Origin of the sequence: Nonomuraea sp. NPDC050643, from assembly GCF_040654715.1 — a bacterium.
In the GTDB taxonomy this organism is placed as follows: Bacteria; Actinomycetota; Actinomycetes; order Streptosporangiales; family Streptosporangiaceae; genus Nonomuraea.
In genome coordinates, this window is record NZ_JBFAIM010000004.1 from 63,880 (window position 1) to 87,357 (window position 23,478).

Annotated in this window: 27 protein-coding genes; 14 read left to right on the forward strand and 13 right to left on the reverse strand. The window is 71.9% G+C overall.

What is annotated here, in order from left to right; genetic code table 11:
- Positions 1–5: 5 nt before the first annotated feature.
- Positions 6–605, forward strand: a complete 600-nt coding sequence (locus AB0I15_RS06185; RefSeq protein WP_358090927.1) for a TetR/AcrR family transcriptional regulator — start codon at positions 6–8, stop codon at positions 603–605.
- On the opposite strand, the gene AB0I15_RS06190 is transcribed toward AB0I15_RS06185, so the two are convergent.
- Positions 547–1,143 carry an ATP-binding protein gene (locus AB0I15_RS06190; protein WP_358090930.1) on the reverse strand — a complete coding sequence of 199 codons (597 nt, stop codon included), beginning with the start codon at positions 1,141–1,143 and terminating at the stop codon, positions 547–549. The genes AB0I15_RS06185 and AB0I15_RS06190 overlap by 59 nt on opposite strands.
- Positions 1,144–1,241: 98 nt before the next feature.
- Between AB0I15_RS06190 and secY the strand changes: the two genes are divergently transcribed.
- The gene (gene secY, locus AB0I15_RS06195) at positions 1,242–2,531 is read left to right on the forward strand and encodes a preprotein translocase subunit SecY (protein ID WP_358090933.1); all 1,290 of its coding nucleotides are present in this window, start codon (positions 1,242–1,244) and stop codon (positions 2,529–2,531) included.
- Between the two features lie 37 nt (positions 2,532–2,568).
- On the opposite strand, the gene AB0I15_RS06200 is transcribed toward secY, so the two are convergent.
- The 4 genes from AB0I15_RS06200 to AB0I15_RS06215 form a co-directional block, all read right to left on the reverse strand.
- Positions 2,569–3,213 carry a response regulator transcription factor gene (locus AB0I15_RS06200; protein ID WP_358090936.1) on the reverse strand — a complete coding sequence of 215 codons (645 nt, stop codon included), beginning with the start codon at positions 3,211–3,213 and terminating at the stop codon, positions 2,569–2,571.
- 200 nt (positions 3,214–3,413) lie between these two features.
- Positions 3,414–4,682 (reverse strand): histidine kinase, encoded by a 1,269-nt coding sequence (locus AB0I15_RS06205; protein ID WP_358090939.1) that lies wholly within the window; start codon positions 4,680–4,682, stop codon positions 3,414–3,416.
- Positions 4,683–4,727: 45 nt separating this feature from the next.
- Positions 4,728–5,117 (reverse strand): PPOX class F420-dependent oxidoreductase, encoded by a 390-nt coding sequence (locus AB0I15_RS06210; RefSeq protein WP_358090942.1) that lies wholly within the window; start codon positions 5,115–5,117, stop codon positions 4,728–4,730.
- A gap of 34 nt (positions 5,118–5,151) precedes the next feature.
- Positions 5,152–6,060 (reverse strand): aryldialkylphosphatase, encoded by a 909-nt coding sequence (locus tag AB0I15_RS06215; protein ID WP_358090945.1) that lies wholly within the window; start codon positions 6,058–6,060, stop codon positions 5,152–5,154.
- 185 nt (positions 6,061–6,245) lie between these two features.
- Between AB0I15_RS06215 and AB0I15_RS06220 the strand changes: the two genes are divergently transcribed.
- Both AB0I15_RS06220 and AB0I15_RS06225 read left to right on the forward strand, forming a co-directional pair.
- A complete protein-coding gene (locus AB0I15_RS06220; RefSeq protein WP_358090948.1) occupies positions 6,246–6,665 on the forward strand; it encodes a TIGR02611 family protein in 420 nt (139 codons plus the stop codon).
- A gap of 53 nt (positions 6,666–6,718) precedes the next feature.
- Positions 6,719–7,642: a hypothetical protein gene (locus AB0I15_RS06225; RefSeq protein ID WP_358090951.1), complete on the forward strand. Its 924-nt coding sequence runs from the start codon at positions 6,719–6,721 to the stop codon at positions 7,640–7,642.
- Positions 7,643–7,650: 8 nt separating this feature from the next.
- On the opposite strand, the gene AB0I15_RS06230 is transcribed toward AB0I15_RS06225, so the two are convergent.
- Positions 7,651–7,971: a co-chaperone GroES gene (locus AB0I15_RS06230; protein WP_103957875.1), complete on the reverse strand. Its 321-nt coding sequence runs from the start codon at positions 7,969–7,971 to the stop codon at positions 7,651–7,653.
- 60 nt (positions 7,972–8,031) lie between these two features.
- On the reverse strand, positions 8,032–8,952 hold the full coding sequence (locus AB0I15_RS06235) for an endonuclease/exonuclease/phosphatase family protein (protein WP_358090954.1): 921 nt from the start codon (positions 8,950–8,952) through the stop codon (positions 8,032–8,034).
- Between the two features lie 74 nt (positions 8,953–9,026).
- Here AB0I15_RS06235 and AB0I15_RS06240 point away from each other — a divergent pair, with 74 nt between their 5' ends.
- Complete coding sequence (locus tag AB0I15_RS06240; RefSeq protein WP_358090957.1) at positions 9,027–10,283, forward strand: ArgE/DapE family deacylase; 1,257 nt, start codon at positions 9,027–9,029, stop codon at positions 10,281–10,283.
- Here AB0I15_RS06240 and AB0I15_RS06245 read toward each other — a convergent pair.
- Entirely contained in the window at positions 10,234–11,526 is a 1,293-nt protein-coding gene (locus AB0I15_RS06245) for an FAD-binding monooxygenase (protein WP_358090959.1), read from the reverse strand. The genes AB0I15_RS06240 and AB0I15_RS06245 overlap by 50 nt on opposite strands.
- 117 nt (positions 11,527–11,643) lie before the next feature.
- On the opposite strand from AB0I15_RS06245, the gene AB0I15_RS06250 reads away from it, so the two are divergent.
- Positions 11,644–12,258, forward strand: a complete 615-nt coding sequence (locus AB0I15_RS06250; protein ID WP_358090962.1) for a helix-turn-helix domain-containing protein — start codon at positions 11,644–11,646, stop codon at positions 12,256–12,258.
- A 61-nt stretch (positions 12,259–12,319) separates the two neighbouring features.
- Positions 12,320–12,742 carry a nuclear transport factor 2 family protein gene (locus AB0I15_RS06255; protein ID WP_358090965.1) on the forward strand — a complete coding sequence of 141 codons (423 nt, stop codon included), beginning with the start codon at positions 12,320–12,322 and terminating at the stop codon, positions 12,740–12,742.
- Between the two features lie 18 nt (positions 12,743–12,760).
- Here the strand turns inward: AB0I15_RS06255 and AB0I15_RS06260 are convergent, their stop codons facing one another.
- Genes AB0I15_RS06260 through AB0I15_RS06270 form a run of 3 tightly spaced genes read right to left on the reverse strand, consistent with a single transcriptional unit; the run spans position 12,761 to position 15,686 of the window.
- Positions 12,761–13,594, reverse strand: coding sequence for an ABC transporter ATP-binding protein (locus AB0I15_RS06260; RefSeq protein ID WP_358090968.1), 834 nt, complete (start codon positions 13,592–13,594; stop codon positions 12,761–12,763).
- Complete coding sequence (locus AB0I15_RS06265) at positions 13,594–14,601, reverse strand: iron chelate uptake ABC transporter family permease subunit (protein WP_358090970.1); 1,008 nt, start codon at positions 14,599–14,601, stop codon at positions 13,594–13,596. Before AB0I15_RS06265 ends, AB0I15_RS06260 begins: the two co-directional genes overlap by 1 nt.
- The gene (locus AB0I15_RS06270; protein ID WP_358090973.1) at positions 14,598–15,686 is read right to left on the reverse strand and encodes an iron ABC transporter permease; all 1,089 of its coding nucleotides are present in this window, start codon (positions 15,684–15,686) and stop codon (positions 14,598–14,600) included. Before AB0I15_RS06270 ends, AB0I15_RS06265 begins: the two co-directional genes overlap by 4 nt.
- 85 nt (positions 15,687–15,771) lie before the next feature.
- Here AB0I15_RS06270 and AB0I15_RS06275 point away from each other — a divergent pair, with 85 nt between their 5' ends.
- Complete coding sequence (locus tag AB0I15_RS06275) at positions 15,772–16,791, forward strand: ABC transporter substrate-binding protein (RefSeq protein WP_358090976.1); 1,020 nt, start codon at positions 15,772–15,774, stop codon at positions 16,789–16,791.
- A gap of 6 nt (positions 16,792–16,797) precedes the next feature.
- On the opposite strand, the gene AB0I15_RS06280 is transcribed toward AB0I15_RS06275, so the two are convergent.
- Both AB0I15_RS06280 and AB0I15_RS06285 read right to left on the reverse strand, forming a co-directional pair.
- Entirely contained in the window at positions 16,798–19,218 is a 2,421-nt protein-coding gene (locus AB0I15_RS06280; protein WP_358090979.1) for a helicase-associated domain-containing protein, read from the reverse strand.
- A gap of 78 nt (positions 19,219–19,296) precedes the next feature.
- Positions 19,297–19,800 carry an ATP-binding protein gene (locus tag AB0I15_RS06285; RefSeq protein ID WP_358090982.1) on the reverse strand — a complete coding sequence of 168 codons (504 nt, stop codon included), beginning with the start codon at positions 19,798–19,800 and terminating at the stop codon, positions 19,297–19,299.
- Between the two features lie 290 nt (positions 19,801–20,090).
- On the opposite strand from AB0I15_RS06285, the gene AB0I15_RS06290 reads away from it, so the two are divergent.
- From AB0I15_RS06290 to AB0I15_RS06315, 6 genes are all read left to right on the forward strand, one after another.
- Positions 20,091–20,912 (forward strand): helix-turn-helix transcriptional regulator, encoded by an 822-nt coding sequence (locus AB0I15_RS06290; RefSeq protein ID WP_358091574.1) that lies wholly within the window; start codon positions 20,091–20,093, stop codon positions 20,910–20,912.
- Positions 20,913–21,149 (forward strand): DUF397 domain-containing protein, encoded by a 237-nt coding sequence (locus AB0I15_RS06295; protein ID WP_358090985.1) that lies wholly within the window; start codon positions 20,913–20,915, stop codon positions 21,147–21,149. It begins immediately after the preceding gene.
- Positions 21,150–21,248: 99 nt separating this feature from the next.
- On the forward strand, positions 21,249–21,494 hold the full coding sequence (locus tag AB0I15_RS06300) for a hypothetical protein (RefSeq protein WP_358090987.1): 246 nt from the start codon (positions 21,249–21,251) through the stop codon (positions 21,492–21,494).
- A gap of 43 nt (positions 21,495–21,537) precedes the next feature.
- On the forward strand, positions 21,538–22,296 hold the full coding sequence (locus AB0I15_RS06305) for a hypothetical protein (RefSeq protein ID WP_358090990.1): 759 nt from the start codon (positions 21,538–21,540) through the stop codon (positions 22,294–22,296).
- Positions 22,297–22,316: 20 nt separating this feature from the next.
- A complete protein-coding gene (locus tag AB0I15_RS06310; protein ID WP_358090993.1) occupies positions 22,317–23,198 on the forward strand; it encodes a maleylpyruvate isomerase family mycothiol-dependent enzyme in 882 nt (293 codons plus the stop codon).
- Positions 23,198–23,461, forward strand: a complete 264-nt coding sequence (locus AB0I15_RS06315) for a sigma factor (protein WP_358090995.1) — start codon at positions 23,198–23,200, stop codon at positions 23,459–23,461. The genes AB0I15_RS06310 and AB0I15_RS06315 overlap by 1 nt, the downstream gene beginning before the upstream one ends.
- The last annotated feature ends 17 nt before the right edge of the window (positions 23,462–23,478 follow it).

Below are 23,478 nucleotides of genomic sequence, written 5' to 3' on the forward strand. Positions count from 1 at the left end.
ACATCATGGATCGCAGAACGCGCCGCAGAGCCGAGACGCAGGCCGAGATCCTCGGCATCGCGCTCGAGGTCATGGCGGAGGAGGGGGTCGGCGGGCTGAGCCTGGCCACCGTGGCCAGGAGGCTGGGCGTCCGGCCGCCGTCGCTGTACAAATACTTCCCGTCCCGGCACGCGGTCTACGACGCGCTGTTCAAGGTGGGGCAGGAGGGCTACCTGGCCGCCGTGCGCGGGCCGGGCGAGCCGGGGCTGCGCGGCATGGGGGCCTCACTGGAGGCCGGCGCCCGGTGGATCATGGACAACCAGGTGCTGGCGCAGTTGCTGTTCTGGCGGCCGGTGCCCGGGTTCACGCCCTCGCCGGAGTCGTACGCGCCCGCTCTGGCCATCCACGAGCACTTCGCCACGCTGATCGGCGACGCCGTCGAGCGCGGCGAGCTGCACCCTGACGCGGCGGGGGAGGAGGGCCTGGCCCTGGCCGCCAGCCTGATCGCCGGAGTGATCTCCCAGCAGCTCGCCAACCAGCCCGGTGCCACCTACGAGGAGGGCGCCTTCACCCGGCTCGTTCCCCGGCTGGCCGCCGTGTTCGCGGCGGTATACCCGCCGCCGTGAGCTGCCCGCCCACCGGCGGCGCGCCGCGCCGGTTGTCGATCTCCACATGCGGTACGACCGGCGGCTCGTCCACCCGGATGTTCCTGAGATAGTCCTCGAACGCCGCCAGCTTGCCCGCGTCCTTGGCGAACCCCCTGGCCAGAAGGCGCTCGCGCAGGGTCGGCCCGTCGGAGCGCAGCCACACCAGGCGCACCGGCGGGCCGCCCAGCTCCGCCACCCACCGCGCCCACACGGCCGCGTCGTGCACCTGCGTGGTGAACGGGCCGTCGAGCAGCACCGGGCAGCCGTGCCCGCGGATCTGCCTGGCCAGCCTGGTCAGGCCCGCGTACTCGTGGCGTTTGACATGCTCGTCGTACCAGGGGCCCTCGCGCTCGCCGTCCGGCCGGCCGTGGCCGCGCAGCACCTCGGCCACGAAGCCGCCGTACACGGTGTCCTTGTCGAGCAGGGCGGGCACGGGGGACAGGCGGGCGAGCAGCTCGGCCGCCACCGTGGACTTGCCCGCGCCCGGCGGCCCGCTGATCACCCAGACAGTGCTCATGCGGACCACCCTAGGCACCGGCGTACGCGGATTTGCGTACACCGGTGCCTCTTCCGCGCGGACGACCTCCCGGGCTCCCGCGACCAGACTTCATGCTCATGCTGACCGTCTTCGCCAGGGCGTTCCGGATACCGGAACTGCGCGGGAAACTGCTGTTCACCCTTGGGCTCATCGCGTTGTTCCGGCTGGGGCAGGTCATGCCCGCGCCCGGGGTGGACGTGGTGACCGTGCGGGAGTGCGTGGGGTCCGCCAAGGGCGGCGTGTTCGACATGGTGCAGATGCTCAGCGGGGGCGCGATGCTGCAGCTCTCGGTGTTCGCCCTTGGCGTCATGCCGTACATCACGGCCAGCATCATCATGCAGCTCTTCGCCGTCATGGTGCCCCGCCTGGAGCTGCTCAGGAAGGAGGGCAACCGCGGTCAGGCCAAGATCACCCAGTACACCCGCTACCTGACCGTCGGCCTCGCCGTCCTGAACGCGGGCACGATCGTCACGCTCGCCCGCGCCGGCCAGTTGCTCCCCGGCTGCCCGCGCCCGCTGCTGCGCGACGAGGGGCTGCTCGCCGTGCTGGTGCTCGTGGTGACCATGGTCGCGGGCGCCTGCGTGGTCATGTGGTTGGGCGAGCTGATCACCGACCGGGGGATCGGGAACGGCATGTCGATCCTGATGTTCACGCAGGTCGTCGCCGTCTTCCCGGCGTACATGTCCAAGATCTTCGTGCTGAGCCCGGTGAGCTTCGTGGTGATGCTCGTCTCCGGGCTGTTCCTGGTGGCGGCCGTGGTGTTCGTGGAGCAGGCACAGCGGCGCATCCCCGTGCAGTACGCCAAGCGGCTGGTGGGGCGGCGCATGTACGGGGGGAGCAGCACGTACATCCCGCTCAAGGTGAACCAGGCGGGGATCGTGCCGGTCATCTTCACCACGTCGCTGCTCTACCTGCCGACGCTGGCCGCGCCGCTGCTGGGCGAGTCGGCCAGGACGTGGGTGGAGCTCAACCTCACCTCGGGGGCCCATCCGCTCTACATGGCCGTGTACGTGCTGCTCATCGCCGGGTTCGCCTACTTCTACGTGTCGATCACCTTCAACCCGGTGGAGGTGGCGGACAACATGCGCAGGTACGGGGGGTTCGTACCCGGGATCCGGCCCGGGCGGCCCACGGCGGAGTATCTGGCGTACGTGCTGTCCCGGCTGACCGCCTCTGGGGCGGTGTACCTGGGGGTGCTGGCGCTGCTGCCCTTGGTGGCGTTCGCGATACTCAAGGATCCGGGCACGCAGCAGAACTTCCCGTTCGGGGGGACCAGCGTGCTGATCATGGTGGGCGTCGGCCTGGAGACCGTCAAGCAGATCGAGTCCCAGCTCCAGCAGCGCAACTACGAGGGCTTCCTCAGATAGCCGGCTCCTGGCGGCCGGGTTCGGCCGGTCGGTGGCTCTAGACGGTCAGGCCCGCCCGCATCGCGAACACCACGAGCTGGGCCCGATCCCTGGCGTGCAGCTTGACCATGGCCCGGCTGACGTGGGTGCGCACGGTGTCGGGGCTGATCGTCAGCTCCTTGGCGATCTCCTCGTTCGACATGCCGGTGGCCACCCAGGCCGCCAGCTCCCGCTCGCGGCGGGTGAGCGTCTCCAGCCCTTCGACCGGCTCCATGCCGTGCCGGCCGAACATGCCGATGACCTTCCTGGTGATCGCCGGTGACAGCAACGCCTCACCGGCGGCCACCACGCGCACGGCGTTGACCAGCTCGTCGGGGGCGCTGTCCTTGAGCACGAAGCCGCTGGCCCCGGCCTGGAGGGCGGCGAAGACGTACTCGTTCACGGCGAACGTCGTCACCACCACGATCCTGGTGCCGCGCAGCCCGGGGTCCGCGGCGATGGCCCGCAAGGTGGCCAGGCCGTCCATGCCGGGCATGCGGATGTCGAGCAGCAGCACGTCGGGCCGGGTGCGCAGGATCAACGCCAGCGCCGCCCGCCCATCACCCGCCTCACCCACACACTCCATCCCGGGCTCGCGCTCCAGCAGCGCCCGCAACCCCATCCGCACAACCGCCTGATCATCCGCAATGGCCACCCTGATCACCCCACCGGGCTCACCGTCGCCCGCGTCCGGTGCGCGGCTGGGCTCTGCGGCGGGATGCTCCGACGCTTCGCGGTGGTCTCGGGCGGGCGCCCTTTGGGGCCGACCGAGGTCTTGGCGGGGTGTCTGCGGTGTTCCGTCGCGGTCGTTGTCGGGGTCGGAGGCGCTGGAACCCGCCCGGCGTGTCTCGCCCGGGCGGCCGGTCACGCCGAGACCTGCGGAGGCCAGGCGGCCACGTGCGCGCCGCCATCCGGGACCTGTGAGAACCCGGCGGTCACGTGTGCGCCGGCGTTCGGGACCTGTGGGAACGTGGCGATCACGTGGAAGCCGCCGCCCTCCCGAGGCCCGGCGGTGAGGTGGCCGCCCGCCTCCGTCACCTTGGCGCGCATTCCGGCCAGCCCACGCCCCTCGGCACCACCCGACACATCCGCCGCGCCGGCCGCACCCACCGTGCCGGTCGCGTCCGACGGGCCCGCGCCTCGGTCTGCCACCTCCAGGACGAACTCCTGGCCGTTCTGGGTCAGGCGCACCAGTGCTCTGGTCGGGCCCGCGTGCCGCAGCACGTTGGTGAGCGACTCGCGCACCACCCGGTAGACGGTGTCCCGCAGGTGGGCGGGCACGGTGAGCTCGGCCGGCTCGACGTCCACCGGGAGCCCGGCCGCCCGGATGCCGTCGAGGAGGCTCGGCAGGCCGCCGCCCGGCGGGTCGATGCCGTCGAGTGCCGCCCGCAACTGCGCCAGCGCGGCCGTGCTGGTCTCCTTGATCGCCTGGAGGGAGGCCCGTGCCTGCTCGGGATCGTCGTCGAGCGTGACGAGCGCGATCCCGGCCTGCAGCGCGATGGCCGCCAGCCCATGCCCGGCCACGTCATGCACCTCCCCGGCGATCCTGGCCCGCTCTCTCGCCACGGCCTCCACCGCGCTGTCGAAGCGGGCAGGGTCGAAGCGGGCAGGGTCGAAGCGGGCAGGGTCGAAGCGGGCGGGGTCGAAGCGGGCAGGGTCGCAGGGGGCAGGCGCGTTGGAGGCAGGCTCGTTGGGGGTGGGTTCGCAGGGGCGCAGGGTTTTGAACGGGATGGCCTGGGTGGCGGGGATGCCCCAGGCCGCCGTGCCGTGCCGCCCGCCGGCCGTCGCCTGAGTCTGGGCGGGCACGCGATGCGGCTCGGCAGGGCCGACCCCGGGGCCGGACCCGGTGAGGAGTTGCACGCCCGAGTCGGTCAGGGGCGGTTGGGTGTCGGCGGGGATCTGCAGGCGGGGCGGCTCGGCGTCCGCGGCGGCCGCCGCGGCGGCGGCGCGGGCCTGGGCGAGGCCGCTGAAGGACCAGGGCACCGCCAGCCATCCGGCCCACGCCAGCATGATCACGACCGGCACGTCGCCCAGCCGGCTCATGCGCGACAGCGCGTCGAGCGGTCTGCGGCGTGACAGGGCGGCGAGCGGCCTGCGCAGGCGCCCGCTTCGGCCCGTGTGCTCCGTCGCCATCCCCCACCCGCTCAGGCTTCGTGTAGCCCCGATCCTAGCGAGCTTTCACACTGTCCGGCTCTCGCGCGACCCATCCAGCCCCCACGAGATGATCTTGGTGGGCGTGATCCGGATGACCTCCCGGGAGAGGTACGGCACGGGCGGGTCGGTGTCGGTCAAGGCCACCGCCGTGCCGCGTACCTCGATGCCCCGCGCCACCCACGGATCCACCGAGGCCAGGTCGTCGACCACGAACGACACCGTGCTCCCCGCCTGGACGTTCCTGAACTTCTTGGACGCCCCCAGCGCGCCCCCGCCGATCGTGATGGTGCCGCTGCCGGCGTCCACGAAGAAGCCGACCGGGTTGTTCTGGACCTGGCCGTCAGGTGCGGCCGTGGCCAGCCGCCCGAGACGTTGCGTGGCCAGATAGTCGAGTTCCGCTTGTGTGAAGATCATGCCGAGGAGTATGCAACCTTGACATCGGTGGAGGTCAAACCAGGCCGTCGGTCAGCCACCGCAGTGGGTTGTCGTGCGTGACCAGGCGGATCACGTCCTCGCCCACGCCCGCCTCGCGCAGGCGCGGCAGCAGCGCGTGGAACAGGTGGGCGTAGCCGGGCCCGGCGTACCGCTGCGCCTGGGAGACCCGGCTCAGGCCCGTGCTGAGCAGCACGCGTCCGGCGTGGCCGTCCTCGATGAGGCCGAGCGCGATCCTGGCCGCCTGGTCCGGGCCGAGGCCCAGGCTTCCGAGGCTCACGTACGCGCCCGCCTCGGCGATCTTCCTGGCCGCGCCGAGGTCGCCGCCCGCGTACCCGACGGCCACACGTGAGGCCGGCAGGGTCTGGCCGAGCAGGATCTCCAGCAGCGCCGGGCCGTTCTTGCCGTGCGTGGCGACGGGCAGGCGCGAGCGCAGGGACGCGCGGGCGGCGGCGACCAGGCAGCGCTCCTCGCGCGGCGTGGGCTCGGCGCCCCAGGAGCCGACCTCGCCGATCACGCCGGGGAACACCCCGGTCCCGTCCAGCCCGTTGGAGATCTCCTCCATCAGCCGGCGGGTGAGCGCGTCCGCGTCCTCGTCGCCGACGTTGGCGAAGGGTTCGGCGAACAGTCCGGTCGACGCGATCACCGGCACCCGGCTGCCGGCCGCGATGCGGGCCAGGGTGGCGGCGTCGCGGCCCATGCCCAGGCAGCTCAGCTCCACGACCAGGCCGAGCTCGTCCGACTGGCGGAGTTCGCGGAGTTCGGCGGTGACCGTGGCCTCCTCGTCCAGCCAGCGGTGCGGGTCGGAGTCGATGCCGACCGCCCAGCGCATGTCGGTGCGCAGGTGCTCGTGGGGCAGGACGGCGCCGTTGACGGCGGCCACACGTACGGGGCCGGTCACGGTGCGCAGCAGAACATCGGGCATAGCAGACATTAACCGATTTTTGCCGGAAGAAGCTTAGCGGGGCAGGAAATTTTACGCTTTAACGCGTTTGCCGTTTTGCTAGTCGTCTGCAAGTGGCCACGTAGCGCCGGGCCGTATCCTGGGTGGCATACCGACTGCCGGGGGGAATTGTGCAGATTCAGAGCTCTGACACCGGCGATGCCGACGTGATCAAAGACGAGGCCGCCGGGCGCTCCGACATGCCCGGGCGCCGCGGCGGCATCCATGGCTGGCTCGACGGCATCCGCTCCACCCGCACGGGGGCGCTCACGCTGAAGATCGTGGTCGGTGTGATCGGCACTCTCATGGTGGTGGGCGGCCTGATCATGGTGCCGTTCCCGGGGCCGGGCTGGCTGGTCGTGTTCGCGGGGCTCGCGGTGCTGGCCACGGAGTTCCACTGGGCCCACAAGGTGCTGGAGTTCGGCAAGCGGACACTGCACGCCTGGACCGAGTGGTACAAACGGCAGGGCTGGACCGTCCGGATCATCGTGCTCGTCGTGACCCTGGCCGTCGCCGGCGTGATCGTCTACTTCGGCCTGCGCACGCTCGGCTTCGACCTCATCGAGATCGCCCGGCGTTACGTCTAGACCCGGTCGGTATCAGACCCGGAATTTCGCGATTCCGTGTCTATTCTGCGGGCGTGATCGCCTCTATCGCCATCGCGCTGTCCTTGACGCTCGCCGCCCCCGCCACAGCGCGGGCGGACCTGGTGCTGCCCGGCACCGGCGGGGTGAAATACCGCGAGAACACCAGCGATCCGGTACGCCTCACCGCCTACGGTCTCGGCACCGGCCGCACCACGCTCAGATCCCCGACCGGCGACACCTTCACGTGGGGCAAGACCCTGGCCGAGGTGTCCGTGGCGCCCGGTGGCCGGCTGGCGGCGGGCGTGCCCAAGACGTACCGATCGGGCTATGACGCCCTCATCCTCACCGACCGCGCCACCGGCACCGCCACGCGCATCCCCACGGTCAGAAAGCCCATGACCGCCTCCTACGTGTCATGGTCGCGCGACGCCAAGCGAGTCGCACTCACCGTCGAGCGCAAGGGGAGCGTGCTCGGCTTCACGATCGTGGACGTGGTGGCCAAGAGGGCGCGCACGGTCAGGCTCTCCGGCCTGCACCGTGATGCCGGCTTCTGGTGGAGCCCCGACGGCAACCTGATCGCCAGGCACGGGACCGGCCTGCGGGTCCACCGCGCCTCCGACGGCGCGGTCGTGCGAACGTATCGCGACGCGGGCCGGCCCACCGGCCCCGAGGACGCGTTCTCCCCGTCGGGCACGCGGCTGGCCACGTGGTGCCCGGCGCGCTTCAAGGAGCGGCTCTGCCTGGTGAACCCGGTCACCGGCACGATCACGCGGCGCGTGAACGTCCGGCCGCAGGCGCTGTTCGGCTGGTGGGACGAGTCTCACGTCATCGCCGTGACGGCGCACGGGACCGCCTACCGCCTGTCGGTGCTCGACGTTCGCGGCGGCGGGATCACCCGCGTGCTCGCGACCCTGCCCGCCAAGACGTGGGCCGCGGACCTGTGGTTCTCGTTCACCCGGAACGCCCGGGGGTCATAGCCGGGGGGTCAGAGATAGAGGCCGGTGCCGTGGTCGGTCTCCTGGGTGGCCACCGCGTGCAGGTCGCGCTCGCGCATCACGAGATAGACCTTCGCGTGCACCTCGACCTCGAACTGCTCCTCGGGATTGAACAGCACCTTGTCGCCCACCTTGACCGAGCGCACGTTCGTGCCGACGCCGCAGACCTCACCCCAGGCCAGCCGGTTGGCCATCTTGACCGTCGCGGGGATGACGATCCCGGAGCCGCTGCGCCGCTCCTCGGCCTCCTGCTCCAACCTGATCATGACCCGGTCGTGCAGCATCTGAATCTCGAACTTGGGCTCTACCACAGGGCCAAGTTTACGAGCCGGCGCGTGCGCGACGGCCCCGTACCGAGCCAGACGTGGCGGTCACGGCAGCCTGAGCTCGGCGAACACCGGATGGTGGTCGGTCCTCTTCAGTGACAGCACCTGGAACTCCCGCACCGCCATCCGCGAATCCGCCAGCACGTGGTCGATCGTCACGCGGGGCGTCGAGTTCGTGGAGCCGGGCTGCGGCCAGGTCGCCTGGAAGCCGCGCCCCATCACGTCGGCCGCGTCCCGGTAGCCGGCCGCCAGCAGATCACGCATCGGCAGATGGTCGAGCGTGGCGTTGAAGTCGCCCGCCAGCACCCGCAGCGCGCCGCCGCCGCGCGGCAGCGCCTCCAGACCGGCCAGCCAGCAGGGCTGCCGCCCGATCCGCTTGGGCGCGCACGGATGCACCGAGACGATCTCGACGCGGGCCCCATCGGGATGCGTCAACCAGGCTCTGGCCTGACCGAACGGGCCGAACTTGATCATCTTCTCGGCCTTCAGCGGATGCCGCGCGTACACGGCGGAGCCGCCCACCCCGTTCAGCGGATGGGCCACGGCGTGCGGCAGCGCGCGGAGCAGCCCCGCCGCCTCCAGCCGCCGCCTGGCGTCCGGAGTGAACTCCTGCAGCGTGAGCACGTCCGGCCGCAGCCTGGTGACCAGGGCCATCAGCTCCTCCGTGTCCGCCAGGCCAATGAGCAGATTGGCCGCCAGCACCCGCAGCACCGGCCCCTTGGCGTCGGGATTGCCGTCGGTCAGCGCCCGGGGCAGCACCGCGGGCGTCATCGCCAGCACCGACACGAGCGCGACCGTCCCGGCCGCCCACCGCCGCAGTACGCAGGCCAGCACCAGCCCGAGCGCCGCCGCGCACACCGCGTACGGCGTGTACGCCACCATTGGCACCCACGGCCAGTCCGGCTCGAACCCGCTCAGCCGCACGGCCGCCCACGCCGCGAACGGCGCCACCACGATCCAGCTCATCCATGTCCTCACCCATGTCCGCACGACCTGTATCGCCACAGGGGCCCCTTCGGGTTCATGAGAAGGTGTGCACCATGCACGACGTGGAAGCCCGGGTCCTCGACGCCATCGACGCGGAAGAGACCGTGAGCCTGCTGGCCGAGACCGTCAGGGTCCCCAGCGTGACCGGCACCGATGCCGAGTCCGACCTGCAGCACCGTTACGCCCGCCTGCTCACCGAGGCCGGCATGGACGTGGACGTCTGGAAGCTGGATCTCGCCGCCCTGGCGGCCGGCCCCGGCTTCCCCGGCACCGAGGCACCGAGGACCGAGGGATACGGCGTCGCCGCCGTCACCCCCGGCGGCGAGGGCCCGCCCGCGCTGGCACTCCAAGGCCACGTGGACGTCGTGCCCACCGGCGACCTGGCCAAGTGGGAGGGCAGCGACCCGTTCGCGGCCCGGATCAGCGGCGGCGTCCTGTTCGGGAGAGGCGCCTGCGACATGAAGGCCGGCCTCGTCGCGAACGTGGCCGTGGCGCGGGCGATCAAGAAATCGGGCGTCAGGCTGGCCAGGCCGCTGGCCGTGCACTGCGTGATCAGCGAGGAGGACGGCGGGCTGGGCGCGTACGCCACGCTGGCCAGGGGGCACACCGCGGAAGCGGCGGTCATCACCGAGCCCACCAGCGGCTCGGTCATCACGGCCAACGCGGGGGCGCTGACGTTCCGGCTGGAGATCGCCGGGCGGGCCGCCCACGGCGCCACCCGCGTCGAGGGCGTCAACGCGATCGAGGTGTTCTGGCCGGTGTTCGAGGCGATCAGGCGCCTGGAGGCCGAGCGCAACCGCGACGTCCCCGAGCTGTTCCGCGACTACGCGCTGCCGTACCCGATCGAGGTCGGGACCGTGCGCGCGGGCGACTGGGCCAGCACGGTGCCCGACCTGCTCATCGCCGAAGGGCGGCTCGGGGTGCGGCTGGATGAGGACCCGGCGGTGGCGCGGGCCGCGTTCGAGGAGGCGGTGGCGGGGGTCGCGCATCCCTGGCTGCGGGCCAACCCGCCGGTGGTGACGTGGCCGGGCGGGCAGTTCGCCAGCGGCCGGCTGCCCGCGGGGCACGAGCTGCTCGATCAGGTCGGCCGGGCCGTCGCCGACACGGCGGGCCGGCGCCCGGCGGAGTCGGCGGCTCCCTACGGGAGCGACCTGCGGCTCTACGCGGCAGGAGGGATCCCGACCCTGCACTACGGCCCCGGGGACGTGCGTTTCGCCCACGCCCCCAGGGAGCAGGTCGAGCTGCGGGAGCTGCACGAGGTCACGCGGGCACTGGCACTGCTCGCGGTGCGCCGTTGCGCAGCACTCTGAGCAGCGCGACGGGGCTCATCAGCGACGTCGGCGCGTCGTAGAGATTCGTCACCCGCAGGAAGCGCCGCGCCAGCTCGGGGTCGTGAGCGGCGGCCGCGTGGAAGCGGTCGAGATAGGCGTGCACCATGCGCATCTTCGGCGTCAGGCCGCCCTCCACCCCCGGCAGCCGCAGGTCGCCGCCGACCGTGATCTCCCACGGCGCGTCCACCACCGCGGCGATCCGCCGGAAGTACGGCAGTGGCCGCAGGTCCAGGTCGAGCAGCGCCTTGGCCTGCAGGGCGGCGACCGTCATGCCCTGGCCGTACAGGGGGTTGAAGGCGCAGACCGCGTCCCCGGTGACGAGCAGCCCGTCGGGGAAGCGGCTCAGCCGCTCGTAACGCCGCCTGACCGCGGTCGGGTTGCGATACGTGCGCGGCTCCCCGATCGGCTCGGCGCTCCTGATCAGGTGGCCCAGGTCGGGGGCCGGCAGGGTGGCCGCGTACCCGGCGAAGCCGGCCAGGTCCAGCGGCGGGCCCTCGCCGTACCCGGCCAGGGTGACGATCCACCGGTCGTCCTCCAGCGCCAGGGCCACCCCGCCCCGCGGCGAGTCCGGTGTGGGGCCGATGACGACGACCAGGTCCCCGCCGAGATGGTCGTGGGCGCGGCGGAACTCGCGGGTGCCGTAGCGCAGGTCGATCGTGACCCGGTCCTCCTGCGGCGGCTGATGGCCCAGCTCACCCAGCCAGTACGGCGTGCGCGACCCTCGACCGGCCGCGTCCACGACGAGGTCGGCCGGGATCGGCTCACCGTCGGCGAGCCGGACCCCCGTGACCCGGCCCTCCTGGGAGAGCAGGCCGGTGACGGTCCTGTTCGGCAGGACCCGCACTCCGGACAGGCCGCTCACCCGGCGCCGAACCTGGCCCTCGAGCAGCGGCCGGCTGACGAGCAGCCCGGTCAGGCCGCTGTCGCCGCGGGCGAGGCGCTTGCCGGCGTGGATGTGGCGGGCCTGGCGCTGCAGGTCTCCTGTGCTGGCCCCCTGTGCGACGAGTTCGGCCGTGACGCCCGGCAGCAGCGCGTCCATCACCTCCCGGCCCTTGGCCAGCAGGCCGTGCGCGTGGCGGCTCTGTGCGACGCCCCTCCGGTGGGCGTCGGCGGCGGGCAGCGTGTCACGGTCGAGCACCGTGACAAGGGCGAAGCGCCGGTGCAGGGCCGCCGCGGAGAGCAACCCCGCCATGCTCGCGCCGATGACGACGGCGTGGTCCATGGAATTCCCCCTGAGAATGGTGTTCTGAGCATTCGGGAGAGGGTCACCCGCGGATGTGCCGCCGTCCAGGTCTTTTGGCACGGTCCACACGGCGGGAAATGGACTAGAGTCCGGATGGTGCCGGAGATCTCACTGGAATCGCTGCTGAGCCGCCCCGCCCAGGAGCGCGCCGACGCCGCCCGCAACAGGGAGAAGGTGCTGGCCGCGGCCGCCCGCCTGTTCGCGGACCAGGGCGTGGACGCGGTCTCCATGGACGCCGTGGCGACCGCGGCCGGGGTGGGCAAGGGCACGCTCTTCCGCAGGTTCGGCGACAAGTCGGGGCTGGCCGCGGCGCTGCTGGACGCGCGCGAGCGGGACCTCCAGCAGCTCATCCTGTCCGGCCCGCCGCCCCTCGGCCCCGGCGCCCCGGCGGCCGATCGGCTGGGCGCGTTCGTGGCGGCGTACCTGGACTATCTGTTCGGCCACCTCGACCTGGTGCGCATGTCGGAGACGGCCAGCCCCGGTGCCCGCTACCGGATCGGCGCCTACCGGTTCTGGCACCGTCATGTGGCGATCCTGCTGGCCGAGGCCCGGCCGCGGGGCGACGCCGACGCGTTGTCGCACGCGCTGCTGGCCGCCGTGGGGGCGGAGGCGGCGGGCGCGCTGGCGGACGCGTACGGCAGGGACCGCGCGACGCGGGCCGTCACCACCCTGGCCGCGTCGCTGACGGGGCGAGGCGACCTGCCCGCGTAGGCTCCGCGCCTACCTCGGAGGTAATCGACACCCCGCACCGCGGACCGGAAGAGTGTGCGACATGAGCACTGACACCCGTGACGTCGTGGAAGAACTGCTGCGCAGGATGGCCGAGGGCGATCACCAGCGCACCGCGGACATGTTCGCCGAGCCGATCGACTGGCGGCTCGACTGGCCCGCCGAGGGGCATCCGGCGGTGCCGTGGATCCGGCCCCGGTCCAGCCGCGCCGATGTGGCCGACCATTTCCGGTCGCTGGAGGCCCATCACGTGTCCGAGCTGAACGGCACGTCGGTGACGCGCATCCTCGTCGACGGGGCGCACGCCGTCGTGTTCGGCGAGATCGCGCAGACGGTACGGGCCGGCGGCACGGCGTACACCTCACCGTTCGCGCTGCATCTCACCGTCGAGGACGGGCTGATCGTCCGCTACCACATCTACGAGGACAGCCTCACGGTCGCGCGGGCCCTCAGCGCGCGCAACTGATCGGCGCGGAACTGATCGTCAGGCGAGCACCCGGCGGCGCGCCTCGGGAACGATGAGCGGCGTGCCCGACTGCGGGTCCTGGATGATCTCGCAGCGCAGCTCGAACACCTCGTGCACCAGGTCCGGGGTGACGATCTCGGTCGGGTCCCCTTCGGCGACGATCTCGCCGGCCCGCATCACGATGAGGTGGGTGGCGTACCGGCACGCCTGGTTCAGGTCGTGCAGCACGGCCACCATGGTCCGCCCGGCCTCGTGCAGGTCGGCGCAGAGGTCCAGCACCTCGATCTGGTGGGAGATGTCGAGGAACGTGGTCGGCTCGTCCAGCAGCAGGATCGGCGTCTCCTGCGCCAGCGCCATGGCCAGCCACACCCGCTGCCGCTGCCCTCCCGACAGCTCGTCCACGATCCGGTCGGACAGCTCGGACACGTCGGTGGCGCGCATGGCCTCGGACACGGCCGCCTCGTCGGCCTTCGACCACTGCCGCATGAGCCGCTGGTGCGGGTAGCGGCCCCGGGCCACCAGGTCGGCCACGGTGATGCCGTCGGGCACGATCGAGCTCTGCGGCAGCAGGCCCAGCCGCCGCGCCACCTCCTTCGACGGCAGCGAGGTGATCACGCTGCCGTCGAGGTGCACGGCGCCCGTCTTCGGCTTGAGCATCCTGGCCAGGGCCCGCAGCAGGGTGGACTTGCCGCACGCGTTCGGGCCGATGATCACGGTGAAGGACTCGTCCGGGATCGCCACGGTCAGGTCCGTGGCCACGACCCGCTGGTCGTAGGCGAGGGTGAGGCCGGTGCCGGACAGGCGGTTCCCCGCCGGGCCGGTCTCGGGGGTCGGACCAGTGACAGGGCTCATCAGTGACGGTCCTTTCGCAGGAGCAGAACGAGGTAGGTGCCGCCGATCGCGGCGGTCAGCACGCCGACGGGAAGCTGGGTGGGCGCGAGCACCCGCTGCGCGGCCAGGTCGGCCCCGGTCAGCAGGACGGCGCCCATCAGGGCGGAGGCGCCCATGGTGACGCCGGGGGAGCGGGTGAGCCGCCGGGCGAGCTGCGGGGCGGCCAGGGCGACGAAGATGACCGGCCCGGCGGCGGCGGTGGCCACCCCGGCCAGCAGCACGCCCGCCGTGATGGCCGCCGCGCGTACGGGCTCGACCCTGATCCCCATCGCCTTGGCGGCGTCGTCGCCCATCTCGAGCATCCGCATCGGCCGGGCGATGTACGCGCACAGCGGCAGCAGCACGGCCAGCGCCAGCGCGACGGGGACGGCGTGGTCCCAGCCGCGCCCGCTGAGGCTGCCGGTGAGCCAGGCGCCCGCGGTGGCGGCGTCGTTGATGTTGGCCCGGGTCAGCAGGTACGAGTTGACGGCCAGCAGCAGCGCGTTCGCCCCGATGCCGACCAGGACGAGCCGGTAGCCCTGCACGCCGCCCCGGTAGGCCAGCGCGTACACCAGCACCGCCGCCGCGACGCAGCCCGCCAGCGCGCCGCCCGCGATCATCATGGCGGAGCCGCCGGTGACGACGGCGACGATGCCGCCCGTGGAGGCGCCGGCGGTGAAGCCGATGAAGTCGGGGCTGCCCAGGGGGTTCCTGGTGAGGCTCTGGAAGATGGCCCCGCTCAGCCCGAAGGCGGCGCCGACCAGCAGCCCGGTCACCACGCGGGGCGCCCTGAGCTTGCCGACGATCAGCTCGGCCACGGGAGTGCCCTGGCCGAAGAGCGCGTCGAGGATGTCGGGGACGGGCACGGTGAACTCGCCCGTCGAGAGCGCCGCCACGGTGACCCCGAAGCCGGCCACGACGAGGATCGCGGTGACGAGCAGGGCGCGGGGCGCGAGCCGTACGGACCAGGCTCCGACGCGGACGTTCACAGCGCCGCCACCCGCTTCCGCCTGGCCAGCAGGATGAAGATCGGCGCGCCGACCACGGCCCACACGATCCCCACCTGCACCTCGCCCGGCCGGGCGATGAGCCGGCCCACCACGTCGGCCCCGAGCAGCAGCACCGGCGCGGCCAGCGCCGAGTACGGCAGCACCCACCGCTGGTCGGGCCCCACCAGGGCGCGCACGGCGTGCGGCACGATCAGCCCGACGAACCACAGCGGCCCGGCGGCGGCGGTGGCCGCGCCGCACAGCAGCGTGACGGCCACGCCGGTGAGGATCCTCGTGCGGTTCACGGCCACGCCGAGCGCCTTGCCCGCGTCGTCGCCGAGCGCCAGCATGTTGAGCGGCCTGGCCAGCAGCAGACCCAGCACCAGCCCCGCCACCATGAACGGCGCCAGCCGCACCAGCGTGTCGGCCGTCTGCCCGGCCAGCGAGCCGGTCAGCCAGAACCGCATGCGGTCGAAGGTCTGCGCGTCCATGCGCAGGATGGCCGAGGCCACGGCGGTGCAGACCATGCCGAAGGCGACGCCGGCGAGCGCGAGGCGTACCGGGCTCGAGCCCGAGCGGCCCGCGGAGGCCAGGGCGTAGACCGCGACGGAGGCCAGCGCGGCGCCGCCGAAGGCGAACCACACGTACACGGTGGGGTCGCTCAGCCCGAACAGCCCGAGCGCGAGCGTGACGCCCAGCGCGGCGCCCTCGTTGATGCCCAGCAGCCCCGGGTCGGCCAGCGGGTTGCGGGTCAGGCTCTGCATGAGCGCACCGGCCAGCCCCAGCGTGGCGCCCACGCCGATGCCGAGCAGCGTACGGGGGACGCGCAGCTCGCGGATGACCGTGTGGTCGCTGGAGCCGTTCGGGGCCAGGAAGGCGTCGATCACCGTGGCGAACGACACCGACCGCGCGCCCAGGGCCACGCTGGCCATCGCGACCAGCGCCAGCAGCCCCACCGTGACGACCAGTCCGGTCACGAGCACCGAGGGGCGCCCCTTGGCCCGCCCCTCGGCCTTGCCTCCGGTCTGCTCGGTGCTCACCACCTGGCCGTCGTCGGCCGCGGCCGTGTCCTCAGCCGGGCGCACCCGACCCCCTCTCATAGCGGTCAAACTTAGGCAAGGCTAATCTAATGGCCCATTGACAAGGCAAGCCTAACCTTAGGAGATCCACATGTCGGGACCGGTACTCGCTCGCAGGGGCTTCCTGTCGGGCGCCGCGGGACTCGCGGCGGCCCTGACACTCGCGGCCTGCGGCGGCGGCACGGACACGACGGCCCCCGCGGCCTCCGCCGGCGGCGCCTCCTCCGCCCCCGCGGCCCGGGCCTGGACGTTCACCGACGACCGTGACAAGAAGCTCGAGCAGCCCAAGATCCCCAGCCGCATCGTCGCCCAGGTCGGCTCGGCCGCCGCCCTCTGGGACTTCGGCGTGCGCCCGATCGCGGTGTTCGGCCCGCACAAGCTCAAGGACGGCAGCAAGGACCCGCAGGTCGGCAACGTCGACATCGCCAAGGTCACGGGCCTGGGCAACGTCTGGGACGAGTTCAACGTCGAGCAGTACATCGCGCTCCAGCCCGACCTCCTGGTCAGCAGCATGTACATCAAGGGCACCCTCTGGTACGTGCCCGAGAAGTCCAAGGACACCATCGAGCAGGTCGCCCCGACCGCGGGCGTCATGCTCACCGGCAAGAGCGCCACCGAGGTGATCGGCACGTACGAGGAGCTGGCCAAGTCCCTCGGCGCCGACATGCAGGGCGTGCCCGAGGCCAAGGCCCGCATGGAGGCCGCCACCAAGGAGCTGGCCCAGTTCAAGGACCTCAAGATCCTCATGGTGTCGGGCGGCGCGGACGCGTTCTGGATCGTCAACCCGCCGGAGTACCCGGACATCGTGCACCTCACGGGCGCCGGCCTCGACGTCGTCACGCCCTCCAAGGTGGACGAGGGCGGCTTCTTCCAGACCCTGAGCTGGGAGAACGCCGACGAGTACGACGCCGACGTGATCCTCTACGACACGCGCACCCAGGCGCTCAAGCCCGAGGAGATGATGAAGAAGCCCACCTTCGCCAAGCTCCCCGCGGTCAAGGCCGGCCAGCTCTACCCGTGGAACGCCGAGGCGCCCTACAGCTATCAGGGCTACGCCGCCTTCCTCGAGGGCCTGGTGGCGAACCTGAAGAAGGCCCAGCCCCTCAAGTAAGGCTCTTCAGTAGGCGCCCCGCACCTCGACGATCTCGGCGAGGGGGAACTCCAGATAGTCGCCTGCCTCCTCGCACCAGGCGTCCAGCGCGCCGCCCTTGAGCTCGCCGTGGCTGATCGTGGCGGTCAGCCCGTCGTTGAGGGTGATCCCGGCGCGCACGCCCCGGTCCACGACGAACCCGAGCAGCGACTGCTGCGCCGTCGGCAGCCGGGTCGCCATCCTGCCGATGACGGCCCACGTGCGCCCGATCTTGCCGTCGTCGGCACGGTTGGCGGTGATCAGGCGGCGGGCGTGCTCGTAGGGGTCGGGCACCGGCTCGGCCAGCATGTAGGGGGGCGCCCCCAGCTCGGCCAGCCCGGGGAACTCCGACAGCTCGGCCACCTGGCCGCCGGGCAGCAGGATGAGCTTGCCGTTGTGCGGCTCCTCGGCCCTGGCCCGGTGAATGGTGATCTCCCCGGTGTCGGAGACGGGCACCGGCGAGTAGCCGACCTCGCGCAACGCGGTCAGCGTGCGCTCGGCGGGGGCCGCGCTCACCAGCACGGTGGGCGCCAGCAGCCGCAGGCCAAGCCGGCCCAGCCGCCGGTGCGCGGCGATCTCGGCCAGCAGCGCCGGGTCGGCGGCCTGCACGACGCAGCCCACGGTGATGACGGTCACCTCGCCGTGCCTGCGCGCGGTGTCGCGGACGAAGTATTCGAGCGGCTGCGGGATCGTGCCGACCGCGGCCAGCTCGTCGAGCAGCTCGTCGGCCTCGTAGCCGTGGTCGAGCGCCCGGCGCACGCTCTCGGTCGTGAAGCGCCACACCGAGGCGGCGCCCCGGGACTCGCGCTCGGCGACCCGGTCGAGGAGCGCGGCCAGCTCGGCCGACGGCGGCCCGGTGACGACCGCGGTCAGGTCGGGCCCGAACAGCGCGCTCCTGCGCACGCTGGCCAGCGCCCGCGTGGCCGCCTCGGCCAGCATGGGGTCGTGCTCGACCATGGGGACGGCGTCGTCGTTCTCGCTGCCGGGCTTGGCGGTGAGGCCGGCCAGGGCCCGGCCGAGGTCGGTGAGCGCGTTGTTGGCCAGCAGGCCCAGCAGCCTGGCCTCGTCGAGCACGGGGGGCGCGCACTCGCGCAGCAGCGGCAGGTCGATCAGCGGGGCGTGCCAGCGTACGTGGGCGATGAGACTGTCGCGGTCGGCGAACGCCGTGCCGGCGGGCAGGTGGGCCAGCACCGACAGCACGACCCTGCGCACCTGGGCGACCGCGCTGCCGCCCGGCTCGTCGCCGAGGACGGTGGCGTATTTGCCGTCGACCTTGCGCAGCGAGGACCGCTCCATCCGCCACCACGCCGCCAGGAGCACCCGAAGCCGGGCCGAGCCCTCGTCGAGCCGCCACCGGTCGAACCGGTCGGTCGGGATCATGCCGCCCGACGGCTCGTCCCAGGCCAGCAGCCTGGCCACGGCGCACACCTCCAGCAGCAGGCGCGTCTCGTCCTCGTCGCAGCCGGTCTCCTTGGCCACCCTGCGCACCTCGCGCACGCCCACGCCGCCGGTCTTGAGCAGCGGCAGCGGCGTCTTGGAGGTGTTGTCGAGCAGGGCCGCGCACCGCTCGACCACGTGCGGCGCGGCCAGCGTCATCAGGTGGTCGACCTCTTCCGGGTCGACCGGGAGCGTGGCCACCTCGGGCGCCACGGGGCGGAAGGGCGGCTGGTAGCCGGGGCCGCGCCGGCAGATCGCCACCTCGCGGGGGATCTCTGCGACGTGCCAGCTCGGCCGGAAGAGCAGACCGTGGTCGGCGCACCACTTCTCCGGTGTGCCGGGGGTGACGAACCTGCCGCCGTCGACGTCGAGCGTGGGGCCTTCCCAGGCGAAGCGGTCGAGCAGCGGGACGGTGCCGTCGGGGGCGGTGCGCACCAGGGCCTCGACGCGGCCGAAGTCGCTGAGCGACTCGATGACCCGGCCGATCGTGCGGCGTTTGTTGCCCGGGGCGGGCAGGCCCAGGTTGCGGGCCAGCAGGTGCAGCGCGTCGTTGCTGATCGACCAGGAGTTGAGGTAGTGCTCGAGCGGCTCGCCCAGGCTGAGCGGCGCGGTCCACCAGCGCGCGACCCCTTCGGCCAGGTGGATCACGCCATTGTCGTCGGGCCAGGCCAGCGCGTGGTCACAGAGGTGCTCGAGCCAGGGCGCCACGTCGTCGGTCCGCATGCCCACGAAGGCGGCCAGGGTCTCGGCGGTCGGGCGGGTCATGGCCAGGGCGGCCTCGGCGACCTGGAGGCAGGGCAGCGGCAGCTCCCGCAGGGTCTCCATCACCGCGAACCCGTTGCCGAGCCGCTGGGCCAGCGTGTCGAGCCGCCGGGGCCAGGGCGCGGCGATGGCGTCAGGCCTGTTCGCCAGGATGCGGCCAAGCCTGTCTTCGTCTAGTGTTCGCAGCCAGCCGAGCAGGTGATCTTCCATCTGTCAGCACTCTCATGGGGTCGCGCGCGGGACTAACCGTGAGCCATGAGCATCCACGGTAATGCAGATCACCCCCGGTCAGGAGAGGACTGCCCAGACGATCTTTCCGTGTGGCGCGAGCGCGGACCAGCCCCAGCGGAGACTGAGCGATTCGACGATGTGGAGGCCGAGGCCGCCGGTGTCGAGGGGGCCAGGGTATCGCAGCACCGGCACCGAGGCCCCGGGATCGGTGAAGGCGCTGGTGACGAGTGGGCCGCGGCGGACGAGGGACATGTGGACCGTGCGCTCGCGCCGTGGGTCGTCCAGGCACAGGCCGTGGCGCAGCGCGTTGGTCGCGAGCTCGGAGACCACCAGCTCCATGTTCTCGGCCAGGTCGCCGAGACCCCAGCCCGTCAGGGCGCCCTGGGAGAAGCTGCGGGCCGAGTGAACCGAGGACGCGGTGGGAGGGAGCACGAACGTGGCGCTCGCGGACGGACCTGGGACCAGGAGATCGCGCGCCGCCTCCGGCCACCAGCCGATCGGCGGCCACCAATCGAACGTGGTCCACTGGCCAGGCACCGTGGTGGATTGCACGTAGATCATTCTGCGCCAAACTCTCGTGCAGGTGCAAGGGCGAATGCACGTGCAGACAACCCGTGCACACGCTACGGTTTCCCTCAAATGGTCAATATGGGGGAAAGGGGATCTTGGCCGCGGCCCATGATCTTTCGGCCGTGAAGTGACAGACTGTCAGGTGCATACTCCGCTACCTGCGGTGGCCCGCGCCGAGTGCGCACCGCCGGGGGTGCATACAAGCGTGTCGCAAGGAAACGACCAAGGAGCAGCACGTGTCCATTGATCCGCCCGGTTCCGGTTCGACGGTTCGGCGCATCATGCTGGGGGCGAGTCTCAGGCGCCTGCGTGAAGCCAGCGGCCTCGACCGGGCTCAGGCCGGATTCCACATCCGGGCGTCCGAGTCCAAGATCAGCCGTATGGAGCTCGGCCGCGTCGGCTTCAAGACACGTGACGTGGAAGATCTGCTCACCCTGTACGGCGTCGTCGACGATGCCGAGCGCCGTGCCCTGTTGGAGATGGTTCGCGAGGCCAACACCCCCGGGTGGTGGCACAAGTACTCGGCCGAACTGCCGTCGTGGTTCACGACGTACATCGGCCTGGAGGAGGCCGCCAGCGTGATCCGCACCTATGAGGTGCAGTTCGTGCCCGGCCTGCTGCAGACGGCCTCGTACGCGCGTGCGGTCTTCCAGCTCGGCAACCCCGATGCGAGCCCCGAGAAGATCGAGCGCCGCGTGCACTTGCGCATGCAGCGACAGGAGCGCTTCACCCAGAAGGACGGGCCCCGGTTGTGGGCCGTCATCGATGAGGCGGCGCTCAAGCGGACCATCGGCGGGCGGGAGGTCATGTCCGAGCAGCTCCAGCATCTGCTGGAAGTCGCCGCTCTTCCCAACATCACCATCCAGGTGATGCCCTTCAGGTTCGGCAAGCACGCCGCCGAAGGGGGCGCGTTCAGCATCTTGCGGTTTCCCGAGTCCGACTTGTCGGACGTTGTCTACGTCGAGCAGCTCTGGGGTGCCCTATACCTGGACAAACGTGAGGACATCGACCCGTACCTCACGGCGATGGAGCAGTTGTGCGTGGAGAGCACCACGCCAGGGGGCACCGTCGAGCTCATCGGCGGTCTTCTCAGAAAGATGTAGATGAACCAGACCTACAACGGCATGCCCGCGGCCGACCTCACGCAGGTCGCCTGGCGCAAGAGCCGCTACAGCAACTCGCAGGGCAACTGCGTGGAGCTCGCGGAGCTTCCGGACGGAGGCATCGCGGTGCGTAATTCCCGCTTCCCCGAAGGCCCCGCGCTCATCTATACCCGCGACGAGATCCGGGCCCTGGTGCTCGGGGTGAAGGACGGAGAGTTCGACGGCCTGGTCGTGTAACAGCGTGTTTACCTCCGGCGCGCCCGCTTAACGGGGGCGCGCCGGAGGCGTAACCGCCCGGCCTCGTCGTGCCGCGAGTATCGGGTCATGCTCGACCAGATGACCCTGTATCCGATCGCCGACGACGTGCTGTTCGCGCCGGGCGGCAAGGTCGTGATCCGCACATACGGCGTGGCGCCCGCCACCACCGGGGCCTCCGTCTCCTACCGGACCTGGGTGACCGGCATCCGGGACCAGCCTCGATACTGGCACTGGGGCCACTTCGAAGACGCCACCTCCGGGCACCGCAGGGTCCTGGAGTGGCTCACGGGGCGGGGGCCGCAACCTTCCCAAGCGCTGACCTGATCGCTATCCTCAAGCCAAGCAATCGCTTGGTAGAGGAGGCACGGTGCGGCGCGCGATCCACCTGCTCGAGGAGGTCGACTTCCGGCCGATGAACTCCAGGAAGCCCCTGGAGTACCTCACCTGGCTGACCCGCTACAAACGCGAGGACGAGAGCCGCGCCGCGCCCTCGCTCACCTCCGGCATGTCCATCAGGTCCCGCGAGATCGACCTCGTGGGCGCCTTCTACGCGGTCGGCATCACCGGCCACCCCCAGTTCAAGGCCGTCACGCTCTGGGACTGCCACGGCGGCTGGGACGGCGGCTGGCGGCAGATGATGGAGATCTACCAGGGGGTCGACGAGCGGCTGTTCCTGTCCGACATCGACGACCTGCGCTTCTCCGCGTTCTCCCGGCCGCTCGGCGCCGTGCCGGGCTGCCCGCCGCTGTCCGAGGCGCCCCCCGCCGAGCTCTACCTCTTCGAAAGCGCACAGGTACGCCCCGGAGCCGCCCTCGACTACCTACAGGCCGTCCGCACCGAACGCGCCCCGCTGCTGGCCGAGCACGGCCACACCCTCGTCGGCCTGTACGAGGTGCTGTTCTGCGACACCGAGGCGGTCACCATCTGGGCCGTCTCGCTCGACGACCACCTGGCCACCCAGCGCGCCCGCGACGCCGCGCTGGGCCTCGACGACGAGGTGGCGCCCGATTCCCGGCTGCTGGACTGGGGAAAACGAGCTCGCGACTACCTAGAAGGCCGCTGGCGTGAGACGCTTCTGGCACCGTTCCCCGGCTGCCGCCTGGCGCCAGGGGGTCCGCCGGGTTGACGCCGGCTGCGGAGGTGGCCATGACGGACTCATACCTCTACAACGGGCAGTGCCCCGACGATCACGTCGCCTCGTGTCCGCACTGCAGCGCGGCCGTCGCACTGCTCGACCAGCCCGAGACGGCCCTCGCGCCGCCGCCCCGCCTGCGCGAGGCCGTGCTGTCCATGGCACGCCGCCGCCGCGCGCCGGCCGTGATGAGCGTGGTCTCCGTGGCGGTGCCGTACGCCGAGCAGGTCGCGATCATGGACGACCTGCTCGCCGAGCTGAGCGCGCCGCAGTGGGAGGCCCCCATCGCCAAGCACGGCACGATCAGGGGCCTGGTGGAGCATCTGGCGGCCAACGACGCCACCGTGGCGAGGTTCCTGGGCGTGCCCGGTTCGGCGCCGGGGCCGCTGCACCGGCGCTGGCGCGACCAGGCCGGATCCCTGCTCGAACGGGTGTCGAGAAGCAGCGAGGTGCTGCTCGGCGTCGAGGTGACGCTGTCGGGGGCCCGCCCGGCCCGCGCGCCGCTGCGCCAGGCCATGATCCAGCGCACGTTCGAGACCTGGACGCACGCCGACGACATCAGGGCCGCCACCGAGCGGTCCAAGGAGCCGCCGCGTCCCGAGCACGTGCACATGATCGCCGAATTCGGCCTCGCGCTGCTGCCCCGCGCGATGAAGGGGCCGCGCCGCGACGTCTCCGCCACCATGGTCCTCACCGGGCCCGGCGGCGGCACCTGGACGATCCCGCTCTCGCCCGCCTCCGACCACGTCGCCGTGCTCATCTCGGCCGACGCGGTGGACTTCTGCCGGCTGCTGGCCAACCGGTGCCCGCCCGACTCCTTCCCGTACGCCGCCGAGGGCGATCCGTCCCTCGCCCGCGACCTGATCCGCGCCGCCGCCACGCTGGGATGCGACTGATGAGCGACATGGAACTGTGCGCGCGACTGACCGCCGGCGACCTCGACGCACTGGCCGACGCCTACGACCAGCACGGTTCGTACGTGTACGGCGTCGCCGTCAAGGTCACCGGCAGCCAGACGTACGCCGAGGAGGTCACCCAGAGCGTCTTCGTCGCGCTCTGGGAGCGCCCCCTGTCCTACGACCCGAGCCTCGGCTCGTTGCGGGGCTGGCTGGTGAGCCGGGCCCTGCACGAGTCGGCCCTGCGCTCCAAGGTCGGCTAAGCCACTCGACCCGTCGG